Source organism: Acidihalobacter prosperus, from assembly GCF_000754095.2.
Lineage (GTDB): Bacteria > Pseudomonadota > Gammaproteobacteria > DSM-5130 > Acidihalobacteraceae > Acidihalobacter > Acidihalobacter prosperus.
Genome location: NZ_JQSG02000001.1, coordinates 662,753 through 687,429, shown reverse-complemented (window position 1 = coordinate 687,429; position 24,677 = coordinate 662,753). Strand labels below are relative to the sequence as shown.

The 24,677-nt window shown below is 64.2% G+C and carries 22 protein-coding genes; all 22 read right to left on the bottom strand.

The window, feature by feature from the left end:
• Positions 1–62: 62 nt before the first annotated feature.
• The 22 genes from THPRO_RS03375 to THPRO_RS03280 all read right to left on the bottom strand — a co-directional run bounded on the left by THPRO_RS03375 (position 63) and on the right by THPRO_RS03280 (position 24,603).
• On the bottom strand, positions 63–2,405 hold the full coding sequence (locus THPRO_RS03375) for a glycoside hydrolase family 15 protein (RefSeq protein ID WP_052064016.1): 2,343 nt from the start codon (positions 2,403–2,405) through the stop codon (positions 63–65).
• Positions 2,402–2,860 carry a DedA family protein gene (locus THPRO_RS03370; protein ID WP_052064015.1) on the bottom strand — a complete coding sequence of 153 codons (459 nt, stop codon included), beginning with the start codon at positions 2,858–2,860 and terminating at the stop codon, positions 2,402–2,404. Before THPRO_RS03370 ends, THPRO_RS03375 begins: the two co-directional genes overlap by 4 nt.
• On the bottom strand, positions 2,857–3,018 hold the full coding sequence (locus THPRO_RS16935) for a hypothetical protein (RefSeq protein ID WP_161489924.1): 162 nt from the start codon (positions 3,016–3,018) through the stop codon (positions 2,857–2,859). Before THPRO_RS16935 ends, THPRO_RS03370 begins: the two co-directional genes overlap by 4 nt.
• A gap of 126 nt (positions 3,019–3,144) precedes the next feature.
• A complete protein-coding gene (gene gndA, locus THPRO_RS03365; protein ID WP_038086648.1) occupies positions 3,145–4,584 on the bottom strand; it encodes an NADP-dependent phosphogluconate dehydrogenase in 1,440 nt (479 codons plus the stop codon).
• A gap of 131 nt (positions 4,585–4,715) precedes the next feature.
• Positions 4,716–6,218 (bottom strand): DegQ family serine endoprotease, encoded by a 1,503-nt coding sequence (locus THPRO_RS03360; RefSeq protein WP_082954402.1) that lies wholly within the window; start codon positions 6,216–6,218, stop codon positions 4,716–4,718.
• Between the two features lie 398 nt (positions 6,219–6,616).
• Positions 6,617–6,829: a hypothetical protein gene (locus THPRO_RS16595; RefSeq protein ID WP_145930678.1), complete on the bottom strand. Its 213-nt coding sequence runs from the start codon at positions 6,827–6,829 to the stop codon at positions 6,617–6,619.
• Complete coding sequence (locus tag THPRO_RS03355; RefSeq protein WP_038086646.1) at positions 6,802–7,008, bottom strand: hypothetical protein; 207 nt, start codon at positions 7,006–7,008, stop codon at positions 6,802–6,804. The genes THPRO_RS16595 and THPRO_RS03355 overlap by 28 nt, the downstream gene beginning before the upstream one ends.
• Positions 7,009–7,073: 65 nt before the next feature.
• On the bottom strand, positions 7,074–7,394 hold the full coding sequence (locus THPRO_RS03350; protein ID WP_038086645.1) for a DUF883 family protein: 321 nt from the start codon (positions 7,392–7,394) through the stop codon (positions 7,074–7,076).
• A 111-nt stretch (positions 7,395–7,505) separates the two neighbouring features.
• Positions 7,506–9,227: a thiol reductant ABC exporter subunit CydC gene (cydC, locus tag THPRO_RS03345; protein ID WP_052064013.1), complete on the bottom strand. Its 1,722-nt coding sequence runs from the start codon at positions 9,225–9,227 to the stop codon at positions 7,506–7,508.
• Positions 9,224–10,996: a thiol reductant ABC exporter subunit CydD gene (cydD, locus tag THPRO_RS03340; RefSeq protein WP_038086643.1), complete on the bottom strand. Its 1,773-nt coding sequence runs from the start codon at positions 10,994–10,996 to the stop codon at positions 9,224–9,226. The genes cydC and cydD overlap by 4 nt, the downstream gene beginning before the upstream one ends.
• An 18-nt stretch (positions 10,997–11,014) precedes the next feature.
• Positions 11,015–12,442, bottom strand: coding sequence for a sigma-54-dependent transcriptional regulator (locus tag THPRO_RS03335; protein WP_330219978.1), 1,428 nt, complete (start codon positions 12,440–12,442; stop codon positions 11,015–11,017).
• A 36-nt stretch (positions 12,443–12,478) separates the two neighbouring features.
• Positions 12,479–13,873 (bottom strand): sensor histidine kinase, encoded by a 1,395-nt coding sequence (locus tag THPRO_RS03330; RefSeq protein WP_161489923.1) that lies wholly within the window; start codon positions 13,871–13,873, stop codon positions 12,479–12,481.
• 152 nt (positions 13,874–14,025) lie between these two features.
• The gene (locus THPRO_RS03325) at positions 14,026–14,271 is read right to left on the bottom strand and encodes a hypothetical protein (protein ID WP_145930677.1); all 246 of its coding nucleotides are present in this window, start codon (positions 14,269–14,271) and stop codon (positions 14,026–14,028) included.
• 63 nt (positions 14,272–14,334) lie between these two features.
• Positions 14,335–15,372, bottom strand: coding sequence for a cytochrome d ubiquinol oxidase subunit II (locus THPRO_RS03320; protein ID WP_038086640.1), 1,038 nt, complete (start codon positions 15,370–15,372; stop codon positions 14,335–14,337).
• A gap of 32 nt (positions 15,373–15,404) precedes the next feature.
• Positions 15,405–16,847: a cytochrome ubiquinol oxidase subunit I gene (locus THPRO_RS03315; RefSeq protein WP_038086975.1), complete on the bottom strand. Its 1,443-nt coding sequence runs from the start codon at positions 16,845–16,847 to the stop codon at positions 15,405–15,407.
• Positions 16,848–17,017: 170 nt separating this feature from the next.
• Positions 17,018–17,965, bottom strand: coding sequence for a heme o synthase (locus THPRO_RS03310; RefSeq protein ID WP_038086639.1), 948 nt, complete (start codon positions 17,963–17,965; stop codon positions 17,018–17,020).
• 85 nt (positions 17,966–18,050) lie between these two features.
• Positions 18,051–18,983 (bottom strand): COX15/CtaA family protein, encoded by a 933-nt coding sequence (locus THPRO_RS03305; protein ID WP_038086971.1) that lies wholly within the window; start codon positions 18,981–18,983, stop codon positions 18,051–18,053.
• A 51-nt stretch (positions 18,984–19,034) separates the two neighbouring features.
• Positions 19,035–19,385, bottom strand: coding sequence for a cytochrome o ubiquinol oxidase subunit IV (locus tag THPRO_RS03300; protein ID WP_038086638.1), 351 nt, complete (start codon positions 19,383–19,385; stop codon positions 19,035–19,037).
• Entirely contained in the window at positions 19,385–20,014 is a 630-nt protein-coding gene (locus THPRO_RS03295) for a cytochrome c oxidase subunit 3 (protein WP_065089209.1), read from the bottom strand. Before THPRO_RS03295 ends, THPRO_RS03300 begins: the two co-directional genes overlap by 1 nt.
• Before the next feature lie 81 nt (positions 20,015–20,095).
• Positions 20,096–22,210, bottom strand: coding sequence for a cbb3-type cytochrome c oxidase subunit I (locus tag THPRO_RS03290; RefSeq protein ID WP_082954400.1), 2,115 nt, complete (start codon positions 22,208–22,210; stop codon positions 20,096–20,098).
• A gap of 18 nt (positions 22,211–22,228) precedes the next feature.
• Positions 22,229–23,179, bottom strand: coding sequence for a cytochrome ubiquinol oxidase subunit II (locus THPRO_RS03285; RefSeq protein WP_038086637.1), 951 nt, complete (start codon positions 23,177–23,179; stop codon positions 22,229–22,231).
• A gap of 437 nt (positions 23,180–23,616) precedes the next feature.
• The gene (locus THPRO_RS03280; protein WP_145930676.1) at positions 23,617–24,603 is read right to left on the bottom strand and encodes a hypothetical protein; all 987 of its coding nucleotides are present in this window, start codon (positions 24,601–24,603) and stop codon (positions 23,617–23,619) included.
• Positions 24,604–24,677: the final 74 nt, after the last annotated feature.

The following is a 24,677-nucleotide window of genomic DNA, read 5'->3' as shown; positions in this document are numbered from 1 at the left end:
ATGGGATAATGCCAAAGCGGTTTCTCCTAGGATCAGGGTGATTGCTGAGACCTTATCACCGGTCAGCCGCACACGATACGGTATTCGGGCGTGTTGGGGGAACCATCCGCCCAGCGCAAGGTGAAGCGCAGCGTTTGCCCGCTCTGCGCGGTCCAGTCCGGTGTCACGGGATGAATACCGAGCAGCGCCGCGGCAGACGTCGTTTTATGGGCATGCTGCCAGTCGTCGAGACTCCAGAGGAGGACGGCGGCACGAGGCAGGAGCAGCTTGAGACGGCAGCCCGCGTCAATCCAGCCCGCAGGTGCCGCCAGCGTCCAGAATCGAATGCGGGAGGCCGGGCGTTCGCCACGGTAGCGGCGCCAAACGGCCTCGGGGCGATCGACCGGGCGGCCTCGCGCACGTCCCGCGGCGAGCTTGATGAACTCGGCATGTGCCCAGGCGAGCGGCATGGCCGAGCCGGTTGGCGCATAGGGTGCGAGCCCGCACTCGGGTAGGGGGCGACCGTCCCATATCTGTTCAGGCAGCATGCCGGCAGGGCTCGCGCTGGCGGCCATGGCCCGTAACAGGGGCAGTGGGTCGCCGCCGGCGGCGATTTCGTAGTGCCCGCGTTCGCCGGCCAGCAGTGGCCAGGGCCGGCCCCGGCCGATACCGTCAAAGGGGCTGCCGTCGTCATGTTCGCCGTATCCATCCTCGTTGTAGCGATACCAGACGGGGCCGTGCGGGGTTTCGATCTTGAGCAGGCGGTCCGCCAGAGCGAGGGTGTCGAGGACCAGTGGGTCGTCGGCGCGCCGCAGGCCGTAGCGTACGAGTTGCAGAAAATCGAGACTGATGTGGCCATTGGCTTTGAGCCCGGGTTGCGGGTCGCGGTTGTTGACGATGATCGCCTCGTTCAGCGCGCGCCGGTCTTGCAGCATGCCGCGTGGCCCCACGCGAACGTAGTGCGCCGCAATACCGTGTCGTTGACCGAGTTCGCTGTCACGTGCGACCGTCCAGTCTTCGATTTGCGTGTTCCAGCTATCGGCGAGTTCGAGCGCTAAATCGCGTTCTGCGGGCGGGAGATAATCGGCGCCTGCCACCAGCGCGGCGATCATGACCGCCAGGGTGAAGGGGCTCAGGCCGCAATCCTCCTCCCAGCGATCCTGGTCGCTGACGGGGCCATTGAGGGCCAGATAGCTCAATGCCTGGCGGATCATGTGCCGGGGCTGTATGTCGCCGAGCGCACCGTGCGCATCCAATGCGCCCGCAAGCAGCACCGGGAAGGCCGTTTCGTCGAGCTGCTGACCGGTCCAGTAGGCGCGGCCGCCGAGCCACTGGTTCTGGTGCCAGTGGCCATCGGCATGCTGGGTGGCGATCAGATAGCGCAGGTTGGCGCGGGCGTCGTCGTGTGCGCCGAGCGCTAGCAGCGCGCCGGCGGTTTCCACCAGATCGCGCGGCCAGACGAGGTGATAGCCTCCTTCGCGTTCGCGCGTTTCCCCCCAGGGGATGCTCAGACTGGCAACCACGGCACCAGGATAGGTCTTGTCCTCGTGCGCCTTGACGACCATGGCCGATGTGCGCAATAGCTCGAACAGGGGGCGTTCAAGCGCCTCCACCTCGGGGAACTGGGCCTGCCAGACCCGATGCCAGGTCTCCCACTGGGCGCAGCAATGGTCGACGACGTGCGCGTAATCGTGGCTCAGACTGGCGAAGGCGAGAGTGGCAGCCGAGCGGCATCCGCTGCCGAATCCTAGGGCCAATACGGCCCGTCTGGGCAACGCGCCCGTGAGGGCGACATTGCCTGGGCCGGCCTGCGCATGCGTCCACCGCATGGCGCCGTGACGGGCAAAATCCTGCCAGCCGTCGTTTTCGCCCACGTAGCCGGCCGCGCCGCGCATCAGGCCGTCCTCGCCGTCCTCGCTGCGCGCGGCGAGCGCGAGGGCAAAGGGGCCTTGCCGGGCGCAGAGTACGTGACGGCCGCGGTAGCGTTCGTACCAGGCTTCATTCCGATCGCCGCTGCCGCCCAAGCGTGGTGCGAGCAGCACGTACGGATGCAGATCCGAATCGCCCTCCAGTACGACTTCCAGCATCAGCACGTCGCGGCGCGGATCCGGGCAGATGCCGATGCGTAGCGTGAAACGAGGGTGATGATGGGTCAGCGTCACCACCGGTGCGCCTGCGCCGCAGGGTTGGACGACATAGTCGCCGTGACGTTTGACTTCGACCCAGAAGCCCTTGTCGTCGGCGACGATGAAACCCAAATCGCGGATTTGCGGGATATCGACCCTCGGGTAATAAACCTCGTTGACGATGCCTTGCCCCAGCGTGTACCAGAGACGCGGCGGCCCCAGCGCGCAGCCGATCATGTCCTTGCGGCTGGGGCTCCAGGTTGCGGGGGCACCGGGGCCGCCGGGAGCATTTTGATTCATGTTTCCGTGCCTCGGGAGGGGAGGCGTGCGCGCGGATAGGCGGCCAGGGTGACGAGCATGCCCGCGGCAAGCGGCAGCAGGACGGGACGGAGAGGCGTGAGCGGGTCCAATACGGTATCGAGGTGTTCGTTCCGAGCGTAGGGCGTCCAGATCGCAGCCCAGGCAAGGCAGACCGAGGCATTGGCCTGCGCCACGAAGCGACGCCAAGGCATTCCGATCATCCCGGCCACGGGCGCGTTGAACTGCCGTCGTCCATCCAGAATTGGCGCGCGCCTCGCGATCCAGAGGCCTTTTCGTCGGAACAGGCGCTGCACGCGGGCGAGGGGGTGTGGATTGATCGAACGCGTGCGCAGCAAAAATCGGCCCTCGCCCGAGCTGCCGCGCGGGTAGCCGAAGTTGTCGTAGCCGGTCAGTGCTGCAAGCAGCGCGCTGCCGAAGACCCGCCAGGGGTTCATGCGCCGTGTCCAGGCGGTAGGCCGCCGGCGACGACGAAGGTCCGGCCGAATGTGGAAACCCCGATGCCTTCGAGCATAACGGCCGCGATGATGGCGGGATAGCCGTACTGGATCAGGTAGGGGATGGCAAGCGCCAGGCTGTGGTTCAGGAAGCCCATGCCGGTCTCAGCTGATTCCTGCGGCCACGCGCACCGGCGGTCCGAGGTTGGTTCGTTCCAGCCCCCGAGCATGGGGATCGGCCGTGGGGCTTCTGGTTGGTGCGGCGGGCGACGGTGACACGGGCATTACGCGCCGGGGGCTTGCCCGCCCTGTGTCCAGTGCGTGTGAAACCGGCCATCCCTGTCCAGCCGTTCATAGGTATGCGAGCCGAAGTAGTCCCGCTGCGCCTGGGTCAGGTTGGCGGGCAGGCGTGCACTGCGCCATGCGTCGTAATAGGCCAGCGTGGCGGAAAAGGCCGGCAGCGGTATGCCACCCAGCGCGCCTTGCGCGACGACCGCGCGCAGATCGGACTCGAGCGTGCCGAGTCGCTGCGCGATCCCGGGTTCGAATATTGGGTTGGCGGAATGTCCGTTGCGCACATAGGCTTCCGCAAGGGTTTCGAGCATGCCGGCGCGGATGATGCAGCCGCCGCGCCAGATATGGGCGACGGTGGCCTGGGAGGTGCCGTAGCCGTATGTCGCATTCGCCGCGGAGATGAGGTGCAGACCCTGCGCATAGGCCAGCAGCATTCCCGCTTCCAGTGCGCCAGCCAGGCGTGCCTGGAGCGAATCGGGTGAAGTCGAGAGGGGGCCGGAAAGGTGACGCGAGGCGTGCTGGCGCTCAGCATAATAGCCGGAGAGGCCCCGTGCGCTGACCGCGGCATCGATCGAAGGCGTGGGTACGCCCAGATCGAAAGCCGCCTCGCTGGTCCAGCGGCCGGTACCCTTTTGGCCGGCCTGGTCGCGGATGCGGTCGAGCAGTGCGCCCGTTCCCAGGTCGTCAGGTTGTATCAGGATGTCCGCGGTGATTTCGACGAGATAGGACGCGAGCGGACCCTCTCGCCAGGAGGCAAAGAGATGGTGCAGGTGGGCATTGTCCAGCCCGCCGCCGCGATGCAGCAGGTCATAGACCTCGGCGATCAGCTGCATGATCGCGTATTCGATGCCGTTGTGAACCATTTTCACGAAATGACCGGCCCCCCCGGAGCCCATCCAGGCCACGCAGGGTTTGCCGTCGGTGGCGATGGCTGCAGCCGGTTCGAGCAGTGGGCGGAGATGGCGCCACGCGGCCTCTTCGCCGCCCGGCATCATGCTGGGACCGTGTCGCGCGCCCGATTCGCCACCCGATATGCCCATGCCGATGAAGTGCAGGCCTTGTGCAGCCAGTTGCTTGAGCCGGCGTTCGGTATCCGGGTAATGGGAATTGCCTCCGTCGATGACGATGTCACCGGGCTGCAGGTAGGCGCCCAGCTCATCCAAGACCTCGTCGACGGCTGCGGCGGGCACCATCAAAAGCAGGATGCGAGGCGTGCCCAGCGAGCGTATGAAGGCAGGAAGGTCGCTGCTGCCGATCGCGACGCCGGATGACCCAAGCTCGTTGGTTGCCCGTCGGCTGAAGGCTTCGGCTTTTTCGGATGTGTGATTGTAGCCGGCTACCCGGGTGCCATGGCTGGCCAGATTGAGCGCGATATTCGCACCCATCACGCCCAGGCCGACAACGCCGATGTCAAAAGGTGAAGTTGCCATGCGCTACCTCCATTGAGATGCGGGATCGGGTCGCTCGTGCGTCGTTTCCTAGGCCATTTCGTGCTCGATCATCGGGTTCATGGGATGTCCCGGACGCCCCCCGGCCGCATTGCGCGACCAGGGGGCAAGACTTACTTGGGCAGGGTGATCGCGGTGAACAGCGGGGTCTTGTCCCTCAGGATCAGGATCGGGATCGGGCGTCCACCCGGTGCCTGTCGGACCAGTCGATTGAGTTCCGTCGACGAGGTGATCCGATGGCGGTCGAAGTCCAGAATGATGTCGCCGACCTGCAGCCCGCTCTTGGCCGCCGCCCCGTCCGGGTTCAGTGCCTTGATGACAACCGCGTCGTGCTTGAGCCCAAGGGCTTCGAGCTTGTCCTTCGGGATGGTTTCGGTGGCGATGCCCATGCGTCCATGGCCATTGTCGGCTGGCGGCTTTTCGTGTGCCGCCTTCATCTGCTGTTCGCTCAATTTGCCGATCTTGACCTTGAGCGTCATGTGCTTGCCGTCGCGCAGGATATCGACCGGGACCACGGTGCCGACCGGCGTACTACCGACCAACGGCGGCAGATCGCCCGAACGCTTGACCGGCTTGCCGCCGAATTCGAGGATGATGTCGCCCGATTTGAAGCCCGCCTTGGCGGCCGGACTTCCGGGTTCGACCTGGGCGACCAGCGCGCCGGTCGGCTGCTGCAGACCGAAGGACTGGGCCAGTGACTGATCCATACCCTGCACCATGACGCCGAGCCAACCGTAACTGACCTTGCCATGGGCCTTGAGCTGGTCGATCACGTCCTTGACGATATTGATCGGGATCGCAAAGGACAGCCCCATGAAACCGCCGGAGTTGGTGTATATCTGCGAGTTGACGCCGACCACCTGACCCTTGAGGTTGAGTAATGGGCCACCGGAATTGCCGGGGTTGACCGCAGCATCGGTCTGGATGAACGGCACGTAGTTTTCGTCGGGCAGATTGCGCGACAGGGCGCTGATGATGCCTTGGGTGGCGGTATAGTCGAAGCCGAAGGGGTTGCCGATGGCGAGTACCCATTGACCGACCTGCAGGTGATCGGAATTTCCGAGCGGCAGGGTGGGCAGCTGCTTCGCGTCGATCTTGAGCAAGGCCAGATCGGTGCGCTTGTCCATGCCGATGACCTTGGCGGTGTACTCATGACGATCGAGCAGACGCACCTTGAGGTCCGTGTCGCCGACGACGACATGCCGGTTGGTCACGATATACCCGTCTGAGGAAATGATGAAGCCGGAACCGAGGATGCGTTCCTTGCTCTCGAAGGGTTGATCAAAGGGATTGTTCGGCCCGAAGAAATGCTTGAAAAACTGGCGGAACGGGCTGTTCGGCGGTAGGTCGGGCATGGCCTGCTGCTCGCCCGCATCGCTCTTGATGATCCTGACGCCGGTAATGCTGACCACCGCCGGCGCGGCATTGTGAACCAGTTGCGTGAAATCGGGCAGGCTGCTCAGCTGGGGAGCCGCGGCGGCACTCGATTGCGAGGGGGTCTGGGACTTGGCATGGTCGGAGGCTTCCTGCGCGCAGGCCTGCGTGGTGAGCGCGAGCAATGCGACGAACGAAAGGGAGAGCCAGCGGCGTGTCTGATGGATAAGCGTGCGATTCATGAGCGACTTCCGTTTCCTTGCGGTCAAGGTCCTGCCAGTCAGGGCGATAGCAAGCACATAATTATGAAATGTGGTAGCGATCCTTGCCTGAAAATTTATGACTACCACATCAGGGGCGAGTTCCTGAGCCCGTTGACAGGATAGCCCATCTGGTGGCCGCCCTGCACATATCGGAGGTGCCGGTGGGCTGCAGCGCGGTGGGGTTCGTCCACTTGTGTTAAGCCGGCGTGAAGGTGTCGCAAACCGGCATTGGGCCCGGTTCCCGATATGCGGTCGGATGAGGCTCGCGGAGGGCGGTTGGTGCCGGTTTTCCCCGCGCTCAAGGCCAGGAATCCTGGCGCCGTGGCGCAGGCGGACACGGCAGGCGGGTTATGGGGTAAAAATATGTAAAAGCGGGTTCAGCGTGGTGGCGGCGCGATGGCGCGTGCCAGGCGGCGGCGCAGCCAATGACGTGCGGGGTCGAAGCCGCCCAGCGCGAGTCCGCCGAAGAAGGCGAGCAGCAGCGGTCTGGACGATGGTTCGAGCAAGCGCAGCGGCCAGGGTTCACGACGGGCCAATGCCCGCAGCCGACCGCGAGCCCTGGTCAGCGAATCCGGCGGCTGGCCAGCCATCCGATGCCTCCGGCCGAAAGCAGCAGGGTACCTCCCGTCAGCAGCAGGGAGGCAACGGGTCCGAGATGGGCGCTCAGCCAGCGTTCGAAGCCCCAGGCGAGCAGCAGCAGACCGGCGAGCAGCAGGCCCGCCGCGACCAGGGCAAGCCACAGGGCAACGCCCAGGCGTAGGATCGACACCCGGAGGGACTGGCCCTCCAGATGCAGGAGATCGAGCAGCGCCAGCAGCCATTCGGTGAGATAGTTCAGCGGCGCCCTCCGAGATCGACCAGCTTGGCGAGCACGAAACCGATGCCGAAGGATATGAGCAGGCTGGTCAGCGGGCGCTCGCTGACTTGTTTTTCGATGGCATCGTAGTATTCGCGACCTTGCTCCCCGGCCTGGCTGGCCTGCTGTTTGAGGCGTTCGCGCGCTTCCGCTACGCCTGCCTTGACCTGTGCGCGGGCGTCGTCGGCGCGACTTGCAGCCACATCCTTGAGCGCGCGGGTGAGTTCGGCGACGTCCTGCCGAAGTTTGCCGAGGTCTTCCCGTATGACGTTGATTTCGTCCTTGGGACTGTCTGCCATGTCTTGGCCTCCTGCGTGATGGGGGCGGGTGCAGGCCGCCTGTCGGCGTTGCAATAGCGCTCAGCCCTGATGAGCCTAGCGCAATTGCATCGATGCTGGAATCGATCCAGATCAACCCAGTTGCGAATAGGCGGCAAAGGCCGGCATTTCGGCCAATGATGCGGGAGCCCCGTGCGCCACGACGCGGCCCTGCTCAAGTATATAGACTTCGTGCATGTGCCGGAGGGCGCGCGGCCGGTGTGTGATCAGCAAGACGCTGCGCCCCTGCATTGCGGATTCGATGGCCGCCATGACCAGGCGTTCGGCATCGGCGTCCAAGCCTTCGGTGGGTTCATCGAGGATCAGCAATGGCGTGTTTTTGAGCAGCGCGCGGGCGATGGCGACCCGGCGTGCCTGACCGCCTGACAGGCGCACGCCGGCTTCGCCGACGAAGGTGTCGTAGCCATCGGGGAAGCGCATGATCTCGTCGTGTATGCGAGCCTGTCGCGCGGCTGCGATGAGGTCTTGTTCGCCGGCATCCGGGCGGGCGAGCAGCAGGTTGGCGCGGATGGTGGTGTTGAACAGGTGAGTGCGCTGCGAGACCACGGCGCTGAAGGCGCGCAGATCCTCCCCGGTGTATTCGCGTAGTTCGCGGCCGTCGAGTTCGATACGGCCTTGCTGGTAGTCCCAGAAGCGCATCAGCACATTGATCAGCGTCGATTTGCCTGAGCCGGTGGCACCGATCAGTGCGACACGATGGCCGGCCGGCAGGTCGAGATCGAGGCCGTCCAGCGCCCAGTGTGCGTCGTCTGCGTAACGCATACGAAGCCCTCGGCAATGCAGCGCCGGCAATGCGGGCGGCGGTGCCGGATGGGCGGGGTCTTCGACCTGCGGTCGGGTGTCGATGATCTCGAAGATGCGGCCGGCTGCGGCGAGCGTTTCGCCCAGGCTCTGAAAGGCCAGCGGCAATCCGCTGACGGATTCGAAACTGGCCATCACGAACAGGGCGATCATGGCCAGGTCGGGGCCGTCGAGTGCATGGCGCGTGACCAGCGGGATTGCGATCAGCAGGGCCAGCCAGATGGACAGCTGGGTGGTCAGACTGCTGCCGGCGGCCGACAGGCCGGCTATGCGGCTGAGCCGGGCTTGTTCGCGGATCAGTGCATCGGTCAGCGTACCGATGCGTTCGATCTGCCGTGGTGCGGCACCATAGATGCGTAACTCCGCCTGCCCTTGGATACCGTCCACTACCGTGGACCGAAGCGCGGCGCGGGTTTCGACGGCTTGCAGTCCTGGGCGCCGGCCGGCGCGGTGGGCCAGATAGGGGATGGCCACGCCTGCGACGGCAAGCCCGCCGAGGTTGATCAGCGCGACGGCCGGGCTGAACAGGCTCATGAAACCGGACAGCAGGGCCACGCCGACGAAGGCTGCGACGCTGGGCGCCACGACCCGGAGATAGAAATTGTCGAGAGTGTCGATGTCCGCGCGGATGCGACTGAGCAGATCGCCGCCACGGTAGTATTGCAGACGTGCCGGCGCGAGCGGCTCCAGGTGCTGATAGAACCACACGCGCAGACGGGAGAGCAGCCGCAGGGTGGCTTCGTGAGTGACCAGACGCTCTAGATAGCGCCCGCCGGTGCGCAGGATCGCCAGCCCGCGGATGCCCGCCGCGGGCGTGAAGTAGTCCATGCTCGTATGCGCAAGGCCCGCCAATGCCATGGCCGTGATGAACCAGCCGGACAGGGCGAGCAGGCCGATGTTGGCCAGGACGACCACCAGTGTCAGCGCAATGCCACCCAGCATCCAGCGCGTATAGGGTGCGAACAGTGCCAGCAGGCGACGCAGATCCTTCATGCGGCCTCCCCGCGGTAGGCGTTGCACAGGCGGGCGTAAAGCCCGTCCGCCGCAACGAGTTGAGCGTGCGCGCCGCTTTCGACCACGCGCCCGCCGTCAAGCACCAGGATGCGGTCGGCGCGGCGGACGGTCTCCAGCCGGTGCGCCACCGTCAGGACGGTGCGCCCTTCGGCCAGACGCTCGACCGCATCGGTGATCAGGCGTTCGCTCTCGGGGTCCAGGCTGGCGGTCGGCTCGTCGAGAATCAGCAGCGGCGCATCCTTGAGGAATGCGCGCGCCAGCGCAATACGCTGCAATTGCCCGCCAGACAGCCCTTGCCCGCGATCGCCGAGCATGGTGTCGTAAGCTTGGGGGAGTCGGGCGATGAAATCGTCGGCATGCGCACGCCGTGCGGCCTCGCGTATGGCCTGCGCATCCGCAGCCGTGTGGCCGAGGCGGATGTTGTCGATCACGCTGCCATGGAACAGGGTGGGGCGTTGCGGAACCCAGGCGAGGTGGCGTAGCCAGTCCTCGGGGTCGAGCGTGTCGAGCGCGCTACCGTTGATGCGGATGATGCCGGTATCAGGTCGCAGAAAACCGAGCACGAGCTGGAGGACGGTCGTCTTGCCGGCTCCGCTGGGTCCGACCAACGCAACGCGTTCGCCTGCATTCAGCTCGAAATCGAGCGCTTGCAGTACGGGTGCGCCGCCTGGATAGCCGAACGTCACCCGCTCGAAACTCAGCGAAATCGACGCGGCCATCAGCGACTGCGCTGCATCTTCTGAAGTCGGCGCCGGCGGTTTCGCTTCCATCAGCTCGACCATGCGCTCGGCGGCGCCGATGGCCTCCATGCGGGCGTGGTATTGGGTGCCCATGTTGCGCAGCGGTAGATAGAACTCCGGCGCTAGCAGCAGCACGAAAAAACCGGGCAGATAATGGATGTCGCCGTAGAGCAGGCGGAAGCCGATGAATACCGCGACCATCGCGATGCTGAGCGTGGCCAGAAATTCCAGCGCCAGCGATGACAGGAAGGCGATCCGCAACACGGCCATGGTGCTGCGCCGGTACTGATCCGAGATGCGGGCGATGACCTCGGCTTCGGCCCGGCTGGCATTGAACAGCTTGAGGGTGGTCAGTCCCTCGATCATGTCGAGAAAATGCGCGCTCATGCGCGCGAGCCGGCGCCATTGACGCTGGTTGAGGCGTTCCGCGCCCTTGCCGATGAGGATCATGAACGCCGGAATCAAGGGCGCCGTGAGCACCATGATCAGTCCCGATACCCAGTCGGCAGGGAATACGAAGACGAGAATCGACAACGGGATCAGGGCCGCCAGCGCCGATTGCGGCAGGTAGAGCGCGTAGTATTTTTCCAAGGACTCGATGCCGTCGACCAGGGTGTTGGCCAAGTCGCCGCTGCGTTGTGTGCGCGTCCAGGCTGGACCCAGCGCTTCGACGCGCGCGTAGAGCATCGATCGGAGATGGCGTTTGATGCGCGCCGCGATCGCAAAGGCAGCAGACTCGGAAAACACGGCGAACAGTGCTCGCAGCGCGAATACGCCGAGCAGGAATCCAAGCAGTGGCGCGACCCCATCCAGTGTCTGGCCACGGATCGCGACGGCGTCGACGATCCGCGCAAGCAGCCAGGCTTGGAGGATGATCAGAAAGCCGGTGGCGAGGCCGAGCCCGGCGGTCAGCGTCACCGGCAGCCTGACCAGCGGGGCATACTGCCGGAGCCAGCGGTCCAGCGCCTTGCCGGCTTCGCGCGATCTGGGTGCTTGCGAGTTGCTCATGGGGCCCGTTCCCGGCCGTCAGCCGGATTGTCGTTGAAGTTGGTATTTCTGCATGCGGTAACGCAGTGTCTCACGCGTCGTGCGTAATGCGCGCGCGGTCGCGGAGACATTGTAGTCGTGCTGTTCCAGTGCGGCCTGGATGACGCGGCGATCGATGTCCTCGAGTGCCAGCGTGCCGTCCAGGGGCAAACAGATGCACGGCGCCGCGGTGTCCGCGTGCGGCTGGGGTTCCGTCTCCTGCGGCCGGCCCAGTTGCAGCCATTGCGCCGACAGCGTGTCGTGCTCGCTGAGCAGTACGCTGCGTTCGATGGCATTGCGCAACTCGCGCACGTTGCCGGGCCAGTCGTGGGCCTTGAGGCGCGCCATGATGGCCGGCGGGATTTTGCGGACCTGTCGTCCGGCCTTGGCGTTGAATTCGGCGACGAAGGCCGGTACCAGTTCGTCCAGGTCCTGCAGCCGTTCGCGCAATGGCGGCAGCTCGATCTGGAATACGCTCAGTCGATGATAGAGATCGGCGCGAAAAAGGCCGTCGGCTACCCGTTCGGCGAGGTTGCGATGGCTGGCCGCGATGACCTGCACGTCGATGCCGATCTCGCGGTCGCCCCCTAGACGGCGGATGCGGCGTTCCTCGATGGCGGTCAACAGCTTGGCCTGCAGGTCGATATCAAGCTCGCCGATTTCGTCGAGAAACAGGGTGCCCCCGCTGGCCTGCTCGAACAGCCCGCGATGGCGACCGCGTGCGCCGGTGAATGCGCCGGCCTCATGCCCGAACAGTTCGGATTCGAGCAGTTCGCGCGGTAGCGCGGCGCAGTTGAGTTGGACCATGGGGCCGTCCGCACGCGCGCCGACGTGATGCAGGATGCGGGCGGCGAGGCCTTTGCCGGTGCCGGTTTCGCCGAGGATCAGTAGGCTGCTGAAGGGCACGCGGGCAAGCCGTTCGAGCAGTGCCCGCACGCGCCGATTGGCTTCGCTGTTGCCGTACATGGCGGAAGGCTTGAAGCGTGCCGAGCCTTCCATCTGCTGCTGGTTCAGACGTCGCTGCGCCCGTGCGCTGCGCGCGGCGCCCGAGATCACCAGGTCGAGCCGGTCGCGATCGCAGGGCTTCTCGAGAAATTCGTGAGCGCCCAGATGTAGCGCGCGGACCGAGTCGGGCACACTGCCGTAGCCGGTCAGCAGCACCCATTCGGCGCGGTTGCCGGCCTCGCGCGCGTCGGCCAGCAGATCCAGTCCACTGCCGTCGGGCAAGCTCATGTCGGACAGTACCACCAGCGGGTCGAGCTGGCTGTCGAACAGCCAGTGGCGCGCGTCCTCCAGGGTCGTTGCCAATGTCACCTCCCATTGCTCGCGCTGGAAATGGCGCGCCAGCTCGTTACCGAGCAGGGTTTCATCCTCGATGATCAGCAAGGAGTCCGACATGGTATGGCTGCGTTCGGTTTGGGCGAGCATTATCCCTCGTGCGACGGGTTTCGTGGGGCTGGACGTTCAATCGAGTGCGCCCGGCGGCCTGCAGGGCAGGGTGAGGCGGGCGCGGGCGCCGCCTTCCGGGCGGTTGCTCAGATGCAACTGGCCGCCGCAATCGAGCGCGAAACGGCGTGCGGTGGCGAGTCCCAGGCCGGTGCCCGAGGGTTTGTCCGAGGCGAAGGCGCGAGGACCGCTGCGTAGCAGCGATGCCGGGAAACCCGGGCCGTCGTCGTCGATGACGATCGCGATCGATCCTCCGGTGCGGTGCACGCGTGCCACGACCTGACGTCCGTCGCTGGCCTCGCAGGCGTTGCTCAGCAGATTGAGCAAGGTGTGCCGGAAGGCGGTTTCCGGCAACGGACAGATCATGCCCGCTTCGGCCTCGATGACCAGGCGCAGGCTTGAGCCGTATCGAAAACGCAGCAGAGTTACGAGGCCGTGCAGCGTTTCGCCGATATCGACGCGGCGCGTCGGTTCGGGGCGATGCCGGACACGCGAGAGGTGGGTGTTGAGAGTGGTGACCAGGCGATCGATTTCACCCCCGATCAGGGTGATGCGCTCGCGGAATTCGACATCCTCGCATTCGGTTTCCAGATTGCTCAGGGCCAGTCGAATACCGGCCAGCGGGTTGCGCAGGTCGTGCGCCAGGCTGGCCGCCACTTCGCCGGCCGCGGCGAGGCGCTCCGCGCGGGTGAGGGCGGCCTGGGTGAGAAAGAGCGAGCGCGTGGCCTCGTCGATGGCTTCCGAGAGCGCCTGTTCGCGCAACGCGTGCTGATCCTCCAGCAATCGTAGCCGGGCGACCAGCTGGTTGTAGCTCGCGAACAGCGGGCGCAGCACCGGCGCGATGCCGGTCTCGTCCAGCGGTCGGTATTCGCGCCCCGCAAGTGCGGTCAGCAGGTCTGCCAGGCGGCTGAGCGGGGCGACCAGCCGGCCCTGCAATGCGCTGAGCAGCGCGATGACCAGCAGCGGAAAGGCGGTGAGCAGGGCCAGCGCCAGTTGCAGCGCGCGGCCGGCGTCCTCGCTGACCAGTTTGAGCATGGGCACGCGGGCCTGATCCTCGGCCGAGGCCGCGCGATGCAGGGTCGCGAGCGCCTGCCTGAGGCCGCTGGCCGCTGCCTGCGGCGCGGCGAGCTGGTGCAATGCGATCCGCAGGCGTCCGGGGGTGCTCTTCGCCAGCCATTCGTGACGAGCCGCCAGCGCTGCCAACCGTTCGCGCAGCTTCGGCGTGATGGCATGCCCACGTGCCAGATCTTCACCCAGCACGCTTGAGATGGCCTGCAGCGCGGCAAGGTTGCGAGCCTGTTCGTAGAGCGGGTCGAAGCGCGTCAGGCCATGGTGTATCAGGAATACCAGTATGGCCATGGCACAGACGAACAACGTGGTCGACAGTGTCACGGGGAGCCACAGTGGCTGCATGACCAGTCGCCGGAGCGCATGGCTGGGGCTGCGGATGAGCATGAAGCGTGGAGCCGGTCGGAGATGGGAATCGGATAACCGGCTGACAGCAGGCAGCGGGGGGAGTTCCCGAGGCCAGTCCGCCGCTGGCTGGCACGGGGGCACAGCGTCGCTCATCGGCGGGTGTGGCTGTGGTCGCGGCGGCGGCGCAGGGACAGCCACAGCAGCGACGACAGACTGAGAGCGAAAACGCCGCCGGCGAGCAGGATCAGGCCGGGCGGGAGGCCGAATATGGTCGCGACCAGAAGTATGCCGGCGAGCGGTCCGGCGAGAAACAGTGCGGGTAGCCCGAGAGGCGCCAGCGTGCGCAGGGACGGCAAGCGGCTTGGGCGGCGCGCGGGGGAAGAGAGGTGGCGCATGTTGTCTCGCATCATTGAACGGGGCGGCCGCAGGCCTGCGGCGCGCGGCCGCCCCGAAAGGTTTTAGTGGGCGTAGGCCGCCAGCTTGTTGATGCGCGCGCGGAAGACCCAGAATTGATACCAGTTGTACATCAGCATCACCGGGATGAACCCGCCCACCGCGAGGGTGAACGCAACTAGCGAGTTGGAGGGGTTGGCGCCGTCGTAGAGGGTCCAGGTGCCGGGGACCAGCCAGGGGTACATCGTGGCCATCATCCCGCCCCACATCAGGACGACGACGGCGGAAAGCCAGAGCATGGCCGTCATGTCCTGCTGGCGCGCCGATGCCAGGCGCATCTTCACGGCGGCGAATACGATGATGGCACCGAGCAGCAGCCAGATCCAGGCGTCGGGGCCGGTCCATTTGGAGGCCGCCCATGGGAACGCGAACAGACTCCAGATCAGAGTGACCACGACGGCCGCCAGTGCGAGGTAGAAATTGGCGGCGACCCAGTTGCCGGCCTGCTCGTACAGCGGGCAGCGACGCTCGAAGCGCGCGCGCAGGTAGAGACCACCGGCGAGCGAGGCGGCGACCACTGCTCCGACGCCGGTCCACAGGCTGAAGGCGCTGAGAAAGCGCAGGTCGCCGCCCTCGTAGTTGGGCAATACGCCGTGACTCAGGGGGAAGCCCTTGAGCACCGCACCCAGCGCCATGCCGGCGAAGAACGTCGCGCTCAGACTGCCGAGGCCGAATCCCCAGTCCCAGAAACGCTTGCTGGAATCTGAGTGCACACGGAACTCCAGGGCCACGGCGCGGATGATGATACTCAGCAAGGTGAACATGAGCGGGATCATCAGATAATGAAAGGCGGACCCGTAAACCATCGGGAAACTGCCGAACATGATGCCTCCGGCGACCACCAGCCAGGTTTCGTTGGCATCCCACGTGCCGGCCATGGAGGCCATGATCGCACCGCGTTCGTCCTCGTCGCGCACGAACAGGGAAAATATGCCGGCGCCGAGATCGGAGCCGTCCAGCACGATGTAGAGCATGAAGCTCAATCCCAGGGCAATCCACCAGATGAAGGAAAGCTCGTTTTGAATGACGGACAGACTTTGCATGACTCGATTCCTGCGTTCGGTTGACGGGGCGCTCAATAGGCGGGACGCGGGTATTCCGGCTGCTCCTGGCCTTCGTGCGGCGGTTCGAGGTGGCCGAGATGTTCGTGGCCGCCTTCGATCACCGGACTGTCCATGTCGGGTCCCTTGCGCACCACCTTGGCGAAGAAATACCAGGCGCCGCCCCACACGATCATTTCGAAGATGATGAATCCGATCAGCCATAACACCTCGGCACCGACGCTCATCTTGCTGACGCCGGCCGAGGTCCGCATGAGTCCGTAGACTACCCAGGGCTGGCGCGCGATTTCGCGTGTCCACCACCCGGTCCACACCGCGGCATACGGCAGGAAGGCGCTGAACACCGTGACTCGCAGGAAGGTGCGCGGCAGTTGCGCGCCCTGGCTGCCCAGGCGGCCTTTGAGCGCCAGGTAGGCACCCCACAGGGCGACCGCGAACAGGAAGAAGCCGATCGCCACCATAAGGCGGAAGGCGTAGAACGGAATCAGCACGGGCGGGCGGTCATCGGCTTTGAAGTGATCAAGTCCCGTGACCTTGCCGTTGAGGGTGTGCGTTTCCAGCAGGCTGAGCACGTGCGGCAGCGTGATGGCGAAGTCGTTCCTGCCCGCGGTATCGTTGGGCCAGGCGACGATGTGCCAGCCGCTGTTGACGGAACCATCCGGATTGTAGGTGTGGTAATGGCCTTCCAGGGCCGCCAGTGCGGCCGGTTGATCACGCGCGACCACGCGGCCGAGTCCGTCGCCGAGATATATCTGCAGCGGGGCCACGACCACCAGCGCGAACAGCGCATATTTGAGTGCGCGCTGGAACAGCGCGACGTGCCGCTGCTTGAGCAGATACCAGGCCGAAATGCCGGCGACGAAAAACAGCGCGAGTTCGAGCGCCGCGATCCACATGTGCGGGAAGGCCAGCAGAAAGTCCGGGTTCAGGATCGCCTTGACCCAGTTGTCGACCATGAAGATGCCGTTTTTCAGCGTGACTCCGGTCGGGGTCTGCATCCAGGAATTGGCGACCAGGATCCACATCGCCGACAGGCTCGAGGAAAGCATGACGTTGAAGGTCGCGAACAGGTGCATGCGCTTGCCGATCTTGCCCCAGCCGAAAATCATCAGTCCGACGAAGCCGGCCTCGTACATGAACGCCGTGATGGTCTCGTAGCCGAGAATGTTGCCGAAGAAGGGACCGGCGGCCTGCGAGAAGGGTCCGTAAAGGATGCCGAAGGCCATTTCCATGGTGACGCCGGTGGCGACGCCGGCGCCGAAATTGATGATGAACAGCTTTTCGAAGAAGCGCGTGAGACGGTACCAGTGCTCCTCTCCGCTTCCGACCCATCGCCATTCGGCGACGAACAGCAACAGCGAAAGACCGATGGTCAGTGGCGGATACAGGATATGCATGCTGGTGATCCATGCGAAATCCAGTCTGCTCAGCAAAACCGAGAGCGAGTTTTCGAGCATTGTTTGCGACTCCATGGCTTGACGGTGCCTGCTGAGGAGCAAGGGCCATGCCATGGCGCTGGCCCACGCCGCATCGCGGCGCAGGGCGTGTTGACCGGGGGAGATCGGTTGCAAGGGTGGTGGATATCACCCAGGCCGGGGGATATCCACCACCGCAGGCGAGTGTGGCATCAGAACAGCGACAGGCCTGCCATCTGCAGCAGGTGATCGCCGATCAGTGCGGCATAGAGGATGAACAGATAGCTGATCGAGGCGCTGAACACGCGGCGCGCGAAACGGTCCATTTCGCCGTCTACCGGCATCCGCTTGAGGCGGATGGTGAGGCCGGTGTACCAGAAACCGCTGATGGCGGCCACGGCGGCATACGCCAGACCGGCGCCGAAGAAGGCGGGCAGCAGGCTGACGACGATGGTGGCCACGGCGTATTTGACGATTTCGACGCGCGTGCGTTCGACCCCGTGGGTGACCGGGAGCATGGGGATGCAGGCCTTGGCGTAATCTTCGCGGAAATACAGCGCTAGCGGCCAGAAATGCGCCGGTGTCCAGACGAAGATCAGGGCGACCAGCAACCAGGGCAGCGGAGCGGTGATCGAAGCACCGACCGCAGTCCAGCCGATCAACGGGGGCAGCGCGCCTGCGAGCCCGCCCCAGACGATGTTCCAGGGTGTGCTGGGTTTCAGATACAGCGTGTAGATCACGCCGTAGCCGACGGTTCCGAACAGGGTGAGGATCAGCGTGGCGGGATTTGTCCAAATGGCAAGGATGGTCACGGCGCCGGCAAACAGTGCCGCGGCATATACGATGGCGCCGTTTCTCGTGATCCTGCCGTTGACCAGCGGCCGGCGTCGTGTGCGGCGCATATGCTGGTCCAGCGAGGGTTCTACCAGCTGGTTGAGGACGCCGCCCGCGCCGCCGGCTAGGGCGATGCCGGCCAGACCCGCCAAGGCGCCGCTCCAGTGCCGCCAGAACTCGGGGGCGAGCAGTTCGCCGACGATGGCGGTGAAAACCAGCAGGGATACCACCCTGGCCTTGGCCAGGGTGAGCAGGTCGCCGATCAGGCTGGGTTTGGCGCCGGGCAGGCCGGACTGTGCGCCAGTATCAAGTTCGACTTCGTTCATGGTGAATGGACCGTTCGGGTAGGCCCGGGGTGACGTCGCCGCCCCGGACTGCGCGGCCCTTTCGGGCCGTCACAGCGGTTGAGAGTCAGTAATGCCACTGCAACACGATGGCGCTGGTGATGAGTAACACCATCATCTGGTGGAAGGCGACGATCGCACCGGGCGTCTTGGGTTTCAGGTTGACGGCATGGAACAGGAAGAATCCGACAGCTGCCTGGAATACCGCCAGACCGAAGGCGACGGGGTAGGCCGCGCTCATCCAGCCGAGGGTTCCCAGTACCAACATCGCCGCGAAGCCATGGACGACGAAGATCCAGTGCGCCGTCTTCCTGGGGTGTAGAAAGGGTTCGATGGCCTGCCCGAAGCCACGTTGGCCGGTGACCATGCCGCCCATAAAAATCGTGAACAGCAGGGCGTGCAGCGCGACGGTGGCGTTTACGTAGGCAAACAAGTCGATCCCCGGATAGGCGAGTCCGACCAGGTAGTTGAGGAATACCAGGTAGGCGAGCATGCCGTGGGTGCCGTGGACGAAGGCCGGTGCCCGCCCGGCGAGGACGTACAGCGTACCCATGCCGAACAGGGCGGTGATCACGATCAGGCCGACGCCGGTAAAGGTCATCTTGTCGGGGTGCAGGACGGCGAGCGCCACTGCCGTCAGTCCAACCGCCGTGGCCAGTACGCGATGGGCGGCCTCGGGGTCGCCGCGCAGCATCAGGATGACGATATTGCGGGTATATGGCCAGCGGGTGCCCAGCGAAAGCCCGTAACCGAAACCCTCTACGATGCTGCCGAGCAGGATCAGCGCGATGGCGAAGATGACCTCCGACAGCATCAGGCCGTCGACGATCGCGCCCTTGAGTGGCAGGGGGCTTTCCAGCCCCCGCCAGATGCCCAGCACAATGGCCAACAGCACCAGACTGCCGATGCCGAGTCCGATGATGCGCACCGTGAGGGTCATTTCCCCCTCGACGACATGTTTCGGATCGGCGGCTGGCTGCGTTTCGGTCGGATTGCTCATGACGTGGTAGTCCATCGGTTAAAACCGACGATTCTACAACCAGTGCGCGCGTTACCCCAGCCCCGGGATCATCGTCCGCATGTGCAGCGTGTAGAACATCCAGATCGTGAGGCCGACAGCCATGATGAACAATGGCACGGTCATCACCAGGGCGACCGTGTGCCAGATCTGGGTTTCCGACAGATCCAGGTGGAACAGGAAGTACAGCTGCGCCAGGATCACCACCAGGGCGATGATCGAGAGCACGGTCATGAGCCCCGCCGGCGGCAGCGCATGGCTTTTTACCAGCCCCAGAGAAAGGATCATCATCGCCAGTGCGAAAACATAACCGACAAGGTAGCCGCGCGGGCTGGCCAGCTGGACCTCGGGATGATCGAGCGGATTGTCGTGTCCGTGCGACATCAGAGCACCCCCTTCAGATAAACGAACGTGAAGACGCAGACCCAGATGATGGCCTGAAAGTGCCAGAACAGGCGCAGGTTGATCAGTCGGTAGACCACGTTCTGGGTGAAGCCCTCGCGCATGACCTGGAACAGCATGACGAGCATCCACAGCAGGCCGAAGATCATGTGCAGGCCGTGGGTCAGCACGATGGTCCAGTAGGCCGACAGGAAGCCGCTGCGCTGCGGCACGGCGCCGTCCGCGATGAGGTCGGCAAATTCCTTGTATTCCATGCCCAGGAATACAAGGCCGAGCGCGAAGGCCGCCAGTAGGCCGTTGATGACGCCGGCGCGATTGCCTTTCTTGAGCGCTGCCATGCCGAGGCCATAGGCGAACACGCTGGTGAAGACCACCACGCTTTCCCACATGGCGTAGATGGGGTGGATGATGTCGGCTTCGGTGGGGCCGCCGGCGGCATTGCGCACATAGACGCCGTAGGCGGCAAACAGCGCCGCGAAGATCATGGCATCGCTGAGCATGTACAGCCAGAAACCGAGGGTCCGGGTCGAGATCGGATCGTGGCCGTGATGCTCGTAATCCCAAAGCGAGACCTTGCCGGGATCGACACTCTCAGCGGAATGTGAACTCATGAATCGATACTCCTAGCGAAAAACGTTCGTTTGGATTCGGGCGGTCGGTCGACGCCCAAGGCGCCGACCGGGTTTCCCGCATCAGTCGCCTTGGTGACGCTTAGAGGGTGCCTGTGGCGAGGCATAGGCTCCGCCGGCAGCGCCGCCGGGCGCCGGCGCATTTCCCTCGACACGCTCGGCACGCGCCAGCATCTCCTTTTCCATCCGCTCCACGTCGGACGCCGGAATGATGTAGTCCGTGTCCTTGTCGAAGGAGCGATAGATGATCACCAGGAGCATGGCGATCGCGCTGATCGCGGCCAGCCACCAGATGCGCCAGACCATGGCGAAACCGAAGGCCAGCGACAGCACGCCCAGCACCAGCGGCACCGCGGTGTTTTTAGGCATGTGGATGTCGACGTAGCGATCCGGTTTCAGGCTGGTCAGCCCATGCTTGCGACGCCAGGCCCATTCGTCACGGTCATGGATGATCGGCGTGACCGCGAAGTTGTAGTACGGCACCGGCGAATGGGTGGCCCATTCCAGCGTGCGCGAGGTGCCCCAGGCGTCGGCGCCGACCGCATTCTTCTCGCGATCGCGGATGCTGACCGCAAGCTGCATGACGAAGCAGGCGATGGAGATCGCGTACAGGCCGATACCCACCATTTCGGCGTTGAGCAGCGGCCACCAGGCGGTGTGGCTGACGTAGTCCAGGCGACGGGTCATTCCCATGAAACCGAGGGTGTACATGGGAATGAACACCATCAGCGTGCCGGCGGTGAAGAACCAGAAGAAACGCTTGCCCCAGCGCTCGTCGAGCGTGAAGCCGAATACCTTCGGGAACCAGTACGTCACCGCACCAAACGCCGCATAGACAATCAGCAGGAACATGTTGTGGAAGTGCGCGATCACGAACACGCTGTTGTGTACGATGTAGTTGATCGCGGGCACCGCCAGCATCATGCCGGTCATGCCGCCGGAGATCAGCAGGAACACGGAGCCGATCGCCCACAGCATGGGGGTGTCGAAGCGCATCCGCGAGCGGTACATGGTGAATGCCCAGTTGAACACCTTCACGCCGGTCGGGATGCCCACAAGCATGGTGGCGATGCTGAAGTAAGCGTTGACGTTGGGACCGGCACCCATGGTGAAGAAGTGGTGCAGCCACACGCTCCACGAAACCGCCGCGATGGCCATCGACGCAATCACCATGGTGACGTAGCCGAACAGCGGTTTTTCGGAAAACGTCGGGATGATCTCCGAAAGCATGCCGAAGGCCGGCAGGACCACGAAGTAGACCTCCGGATGGCCCCAGATCCAGAACAGGTTGGTGTACATCATCAGGTCGCCGCCCAGTCCCACGGTGAAGAAGTGGGTGCCGAGGTAGCGGTCGAAGGTCAGGAGGGCCAGCGTCACGCCGAGGACCGGGAACGAGGTCAGGGCGATGATGTTGGAGGCCATCGAGGTCCAGGTGAACACCGGGATGCGGCCCCAGGTCATGCCCGGCGCGCGCATCTTGATGATGGTTGCGATCAGGTTGATGGCACCCATGGTCGTGCCGACACTGCCGATCTGTATGGACCAGATCCAGTAGTCGACGCCGACGCCCGGGCTATACGGCAGCTCGGTCAATGGCGCGAGGCCCACCCAACCGGCATGCGAGAAGTCGCCGATGAACAGCGCGATCATGACCAGGGCCGCGCTGACCACGGTCAGCCACAGGCCGAGCGCGTTCAGGTAGGGGTAGGCCATGTCGCGGGCGCCGATCTGCAGCGGCACGATGATATTCATCATGCCGACGAGGATCGGGGTCGCCGCGACTAGGATCATGATCATGCCGTGGGCGGTGAATACCTGATCGAAGTGGTAGGGCGGCAGGTAACCGTGTGCCGCGCCCAGCACGCCGGGTGAATCGGGTCCGACGGCAATGGCCTGCTGCGAACGGATCATCAGGGCGTCGAAGAAGCCGCGGAACATCATCACGAGTCCGACGACGATGTACATCACGCCGATTTTCTTGTGATCGACGGTGGTGAGCCATTCGCGCCAGATATAACCCCATTTGCGCGCACAGGTTGCCCAGAACAGGAGAATCACGCCGACAACGACCGACAGCTCAAACGCGAAGAAGAGGACCGGGTTGTTGTAGTGAACCTCGAGCAGCAAGCCCAGGCGCCCGAATAACGGGTTCCATGGTCCTTGTAGATCGACAAGCATTACGGAGATCCTCCTGACTTAGTTGGAGTGCTTCAAGAATTCTTCTGACTGCATGTTTTCAGTCAGTGCATTGGGCGTCGGGTAGACCTTGCCCGCCTTGGCTGCCTTGATGACCTGCGTGAACAGACCCGGCTCCACATTGGAGAAATACGTCGTCTTGCCGCCGATGTTGACCGTGGGGCGGGCGAATTTCTCGAAGTCGGCATAGCTCATATGCGTATCGCTTTGCTGGACCTTTGCGACCCAGGTGTCAAAGTCCGATTGGCTGACGGCCTTGGTCTTGAAGTTCATCCAGGCGAATCCGCCGCCGCTCAGCGAGGCCGAGAAGCCGTGATATTCGCCGGCGTGTTCGGCGAGCAGGCTCTGCTTGGTCCGCATGCCGGGCATGATGTAGATCTGGCCGACAAGCTGCGGTATGAAGAAGTTGTTGGTCACCGAAGTGGAGGTCAGGCGGAAATCGACTTTGGTATGGGTCGGGATGACCAGCTCATTGGAAACCGCGATGTGCTGTTTGGGGTAGATGAACAGCCATTGCCAGTCGGTGGTGACGACATCGATTTCTAGCGGGTCTGCACCCGACTGTGCCTTGGAGGCGAGGATCGTGGGGTTGTAGGGATTGACCTCGTGAATGCCGACATAGGAGTAGTATCCCAGGATCGCCACGATTACTACCGGCACGCCCCAGACAATCACCTCGAGTATGTTGGAGTGAGTCCAGTTGGGATCGTAGGCAGCCTGGGTCTTGGCATTTTTGCGATAGCGCCAGAGAAACCAGATCACCATCAATGTCGTCGGAATGATGATGACGAGCATGACGGCGACATCGAGGATCAGGTAGTGCAATTCCGTTTCGCTGATCGGCCCTTTGGGGTTGAACAGCCAGAAGTGTTGGGTACTGCACCCCCCCAGGAACAGGAGCGGCATCAGCGCTAGGTAGCGAAGTGCGCCTGGGAATTTCTCTCGGGACATCTTTTGATCCTCTCTCCCTGCACGAGTGAATGGACGGACGCTCGCACCGGCGATGCTCCGCCGGCGTCTGAATCGACAACCTGACCGCATGTGCGGCGAGTTGCCTTGGTGACGACTCGACATCCTGCGGCGTCCTACCTAAACGTGTTAGACCCGCGTCGCGGGTCTAACACATCGACATCAGAACCCTCAGCGAGGCTCTATCGATTACGGTTCTGCGCTTATAAGTACGATATATAGACTTATCCTTATATTGTAATATACAAGGACGAGATTTCACCAGCCGTAAGTGCATGGGCGCGTGCAATTCGGCGCGGTCATGCGACCATGTTGGGTGGATTTTGATCTGCTGATAAAGCAGGGTTCCTAGACCATTTTTTGCTGCGGCGCCAATAATCGCAGGCTATGGCGCGGGCCGCCGTGCCATCGTCCCGGCTTCAGCCCGCGGATGCGGTGCCGACATGCTGCGACAAAGCGTCGCGGGAGCGGTGGATGCCCAAGGCCAGTTGATGCTGCAGGTGCGCTATGTCAGATAACGACAGCGGATGTTCATCTGCGACCTTGCGGAAGCGGTCGGCCAATCTGCGCATGGCTGATACGTGCTGCAGATACCAGCTCGCCTGGCCGAGCGAGCGGCGGGCATCGTACTGCCGAGGCCATTCCGCATAGGCGGCGACCGCGGCGTCGTAGGCGCGGATCATGTCGCGACCGGCGGGGCGAATCAGCCACTGCGTGTCGTGGATCGCGCGCTTGATGGCCTGGCTCGCCCCTTGCCAGTGCGGACCGCCGTGGGAAGCCGCATCGACGGCCGAGCGGACTTCCCGGCGCAGCCGTACGATGGGGAACACGTGGGCGGTGATCTCGATTTCAGAAATAAGCCGATGAATACGCAAGCGCGCGGCCTTGAACCGACCGGCTTCGGCCAGGGCCTGCCCCCGTCCCGCCGTTGACAGAAGTCGTTTGCGGGCCGAACGGTCGGCATTGGGCATGGGGAGGCGACGGATTGATTGGATCAGCGGCGCCCAGGGTAGGGCGGCATGGCCGGCGGCGGCGCGCCTTAGCCCGTCCGACACGCTGACGATGTGGTCGCGCAGGCTGGCCAGGGCGGGCGGCGTGGCCATCTGCAGCAAGTGGCCGTTCGCATCCGCGAGCGCAATTCGCAGGCGCAGGGTATCGCGGCGCCGTGCGGCGCGGCGGGCCGCCAGCAGATCCTGATACACCAGCATATCCGTATCGATCAGATGGGCGCTGAAGCCGGGGATCAGATAGTGATCGTGATCGAAGTGTCGATCGGACGGGGTGCTGCCGGCCGCGAAGGCCGCCTGGCCGGCTAGCATGCAGCACAGCGTGCCGCACAACGTCATTCGCTGCGCGTGTTTGCGGGTCGATCGGTAGCGGGCAGTTAAGCCTGGAATGAATGCCATGTTTTCCTGGAGTCGCTGCCCAGCAGCATTGTCTATCCGTTACGAGGCGACTCTAGGACCATTCGCGGCACGGA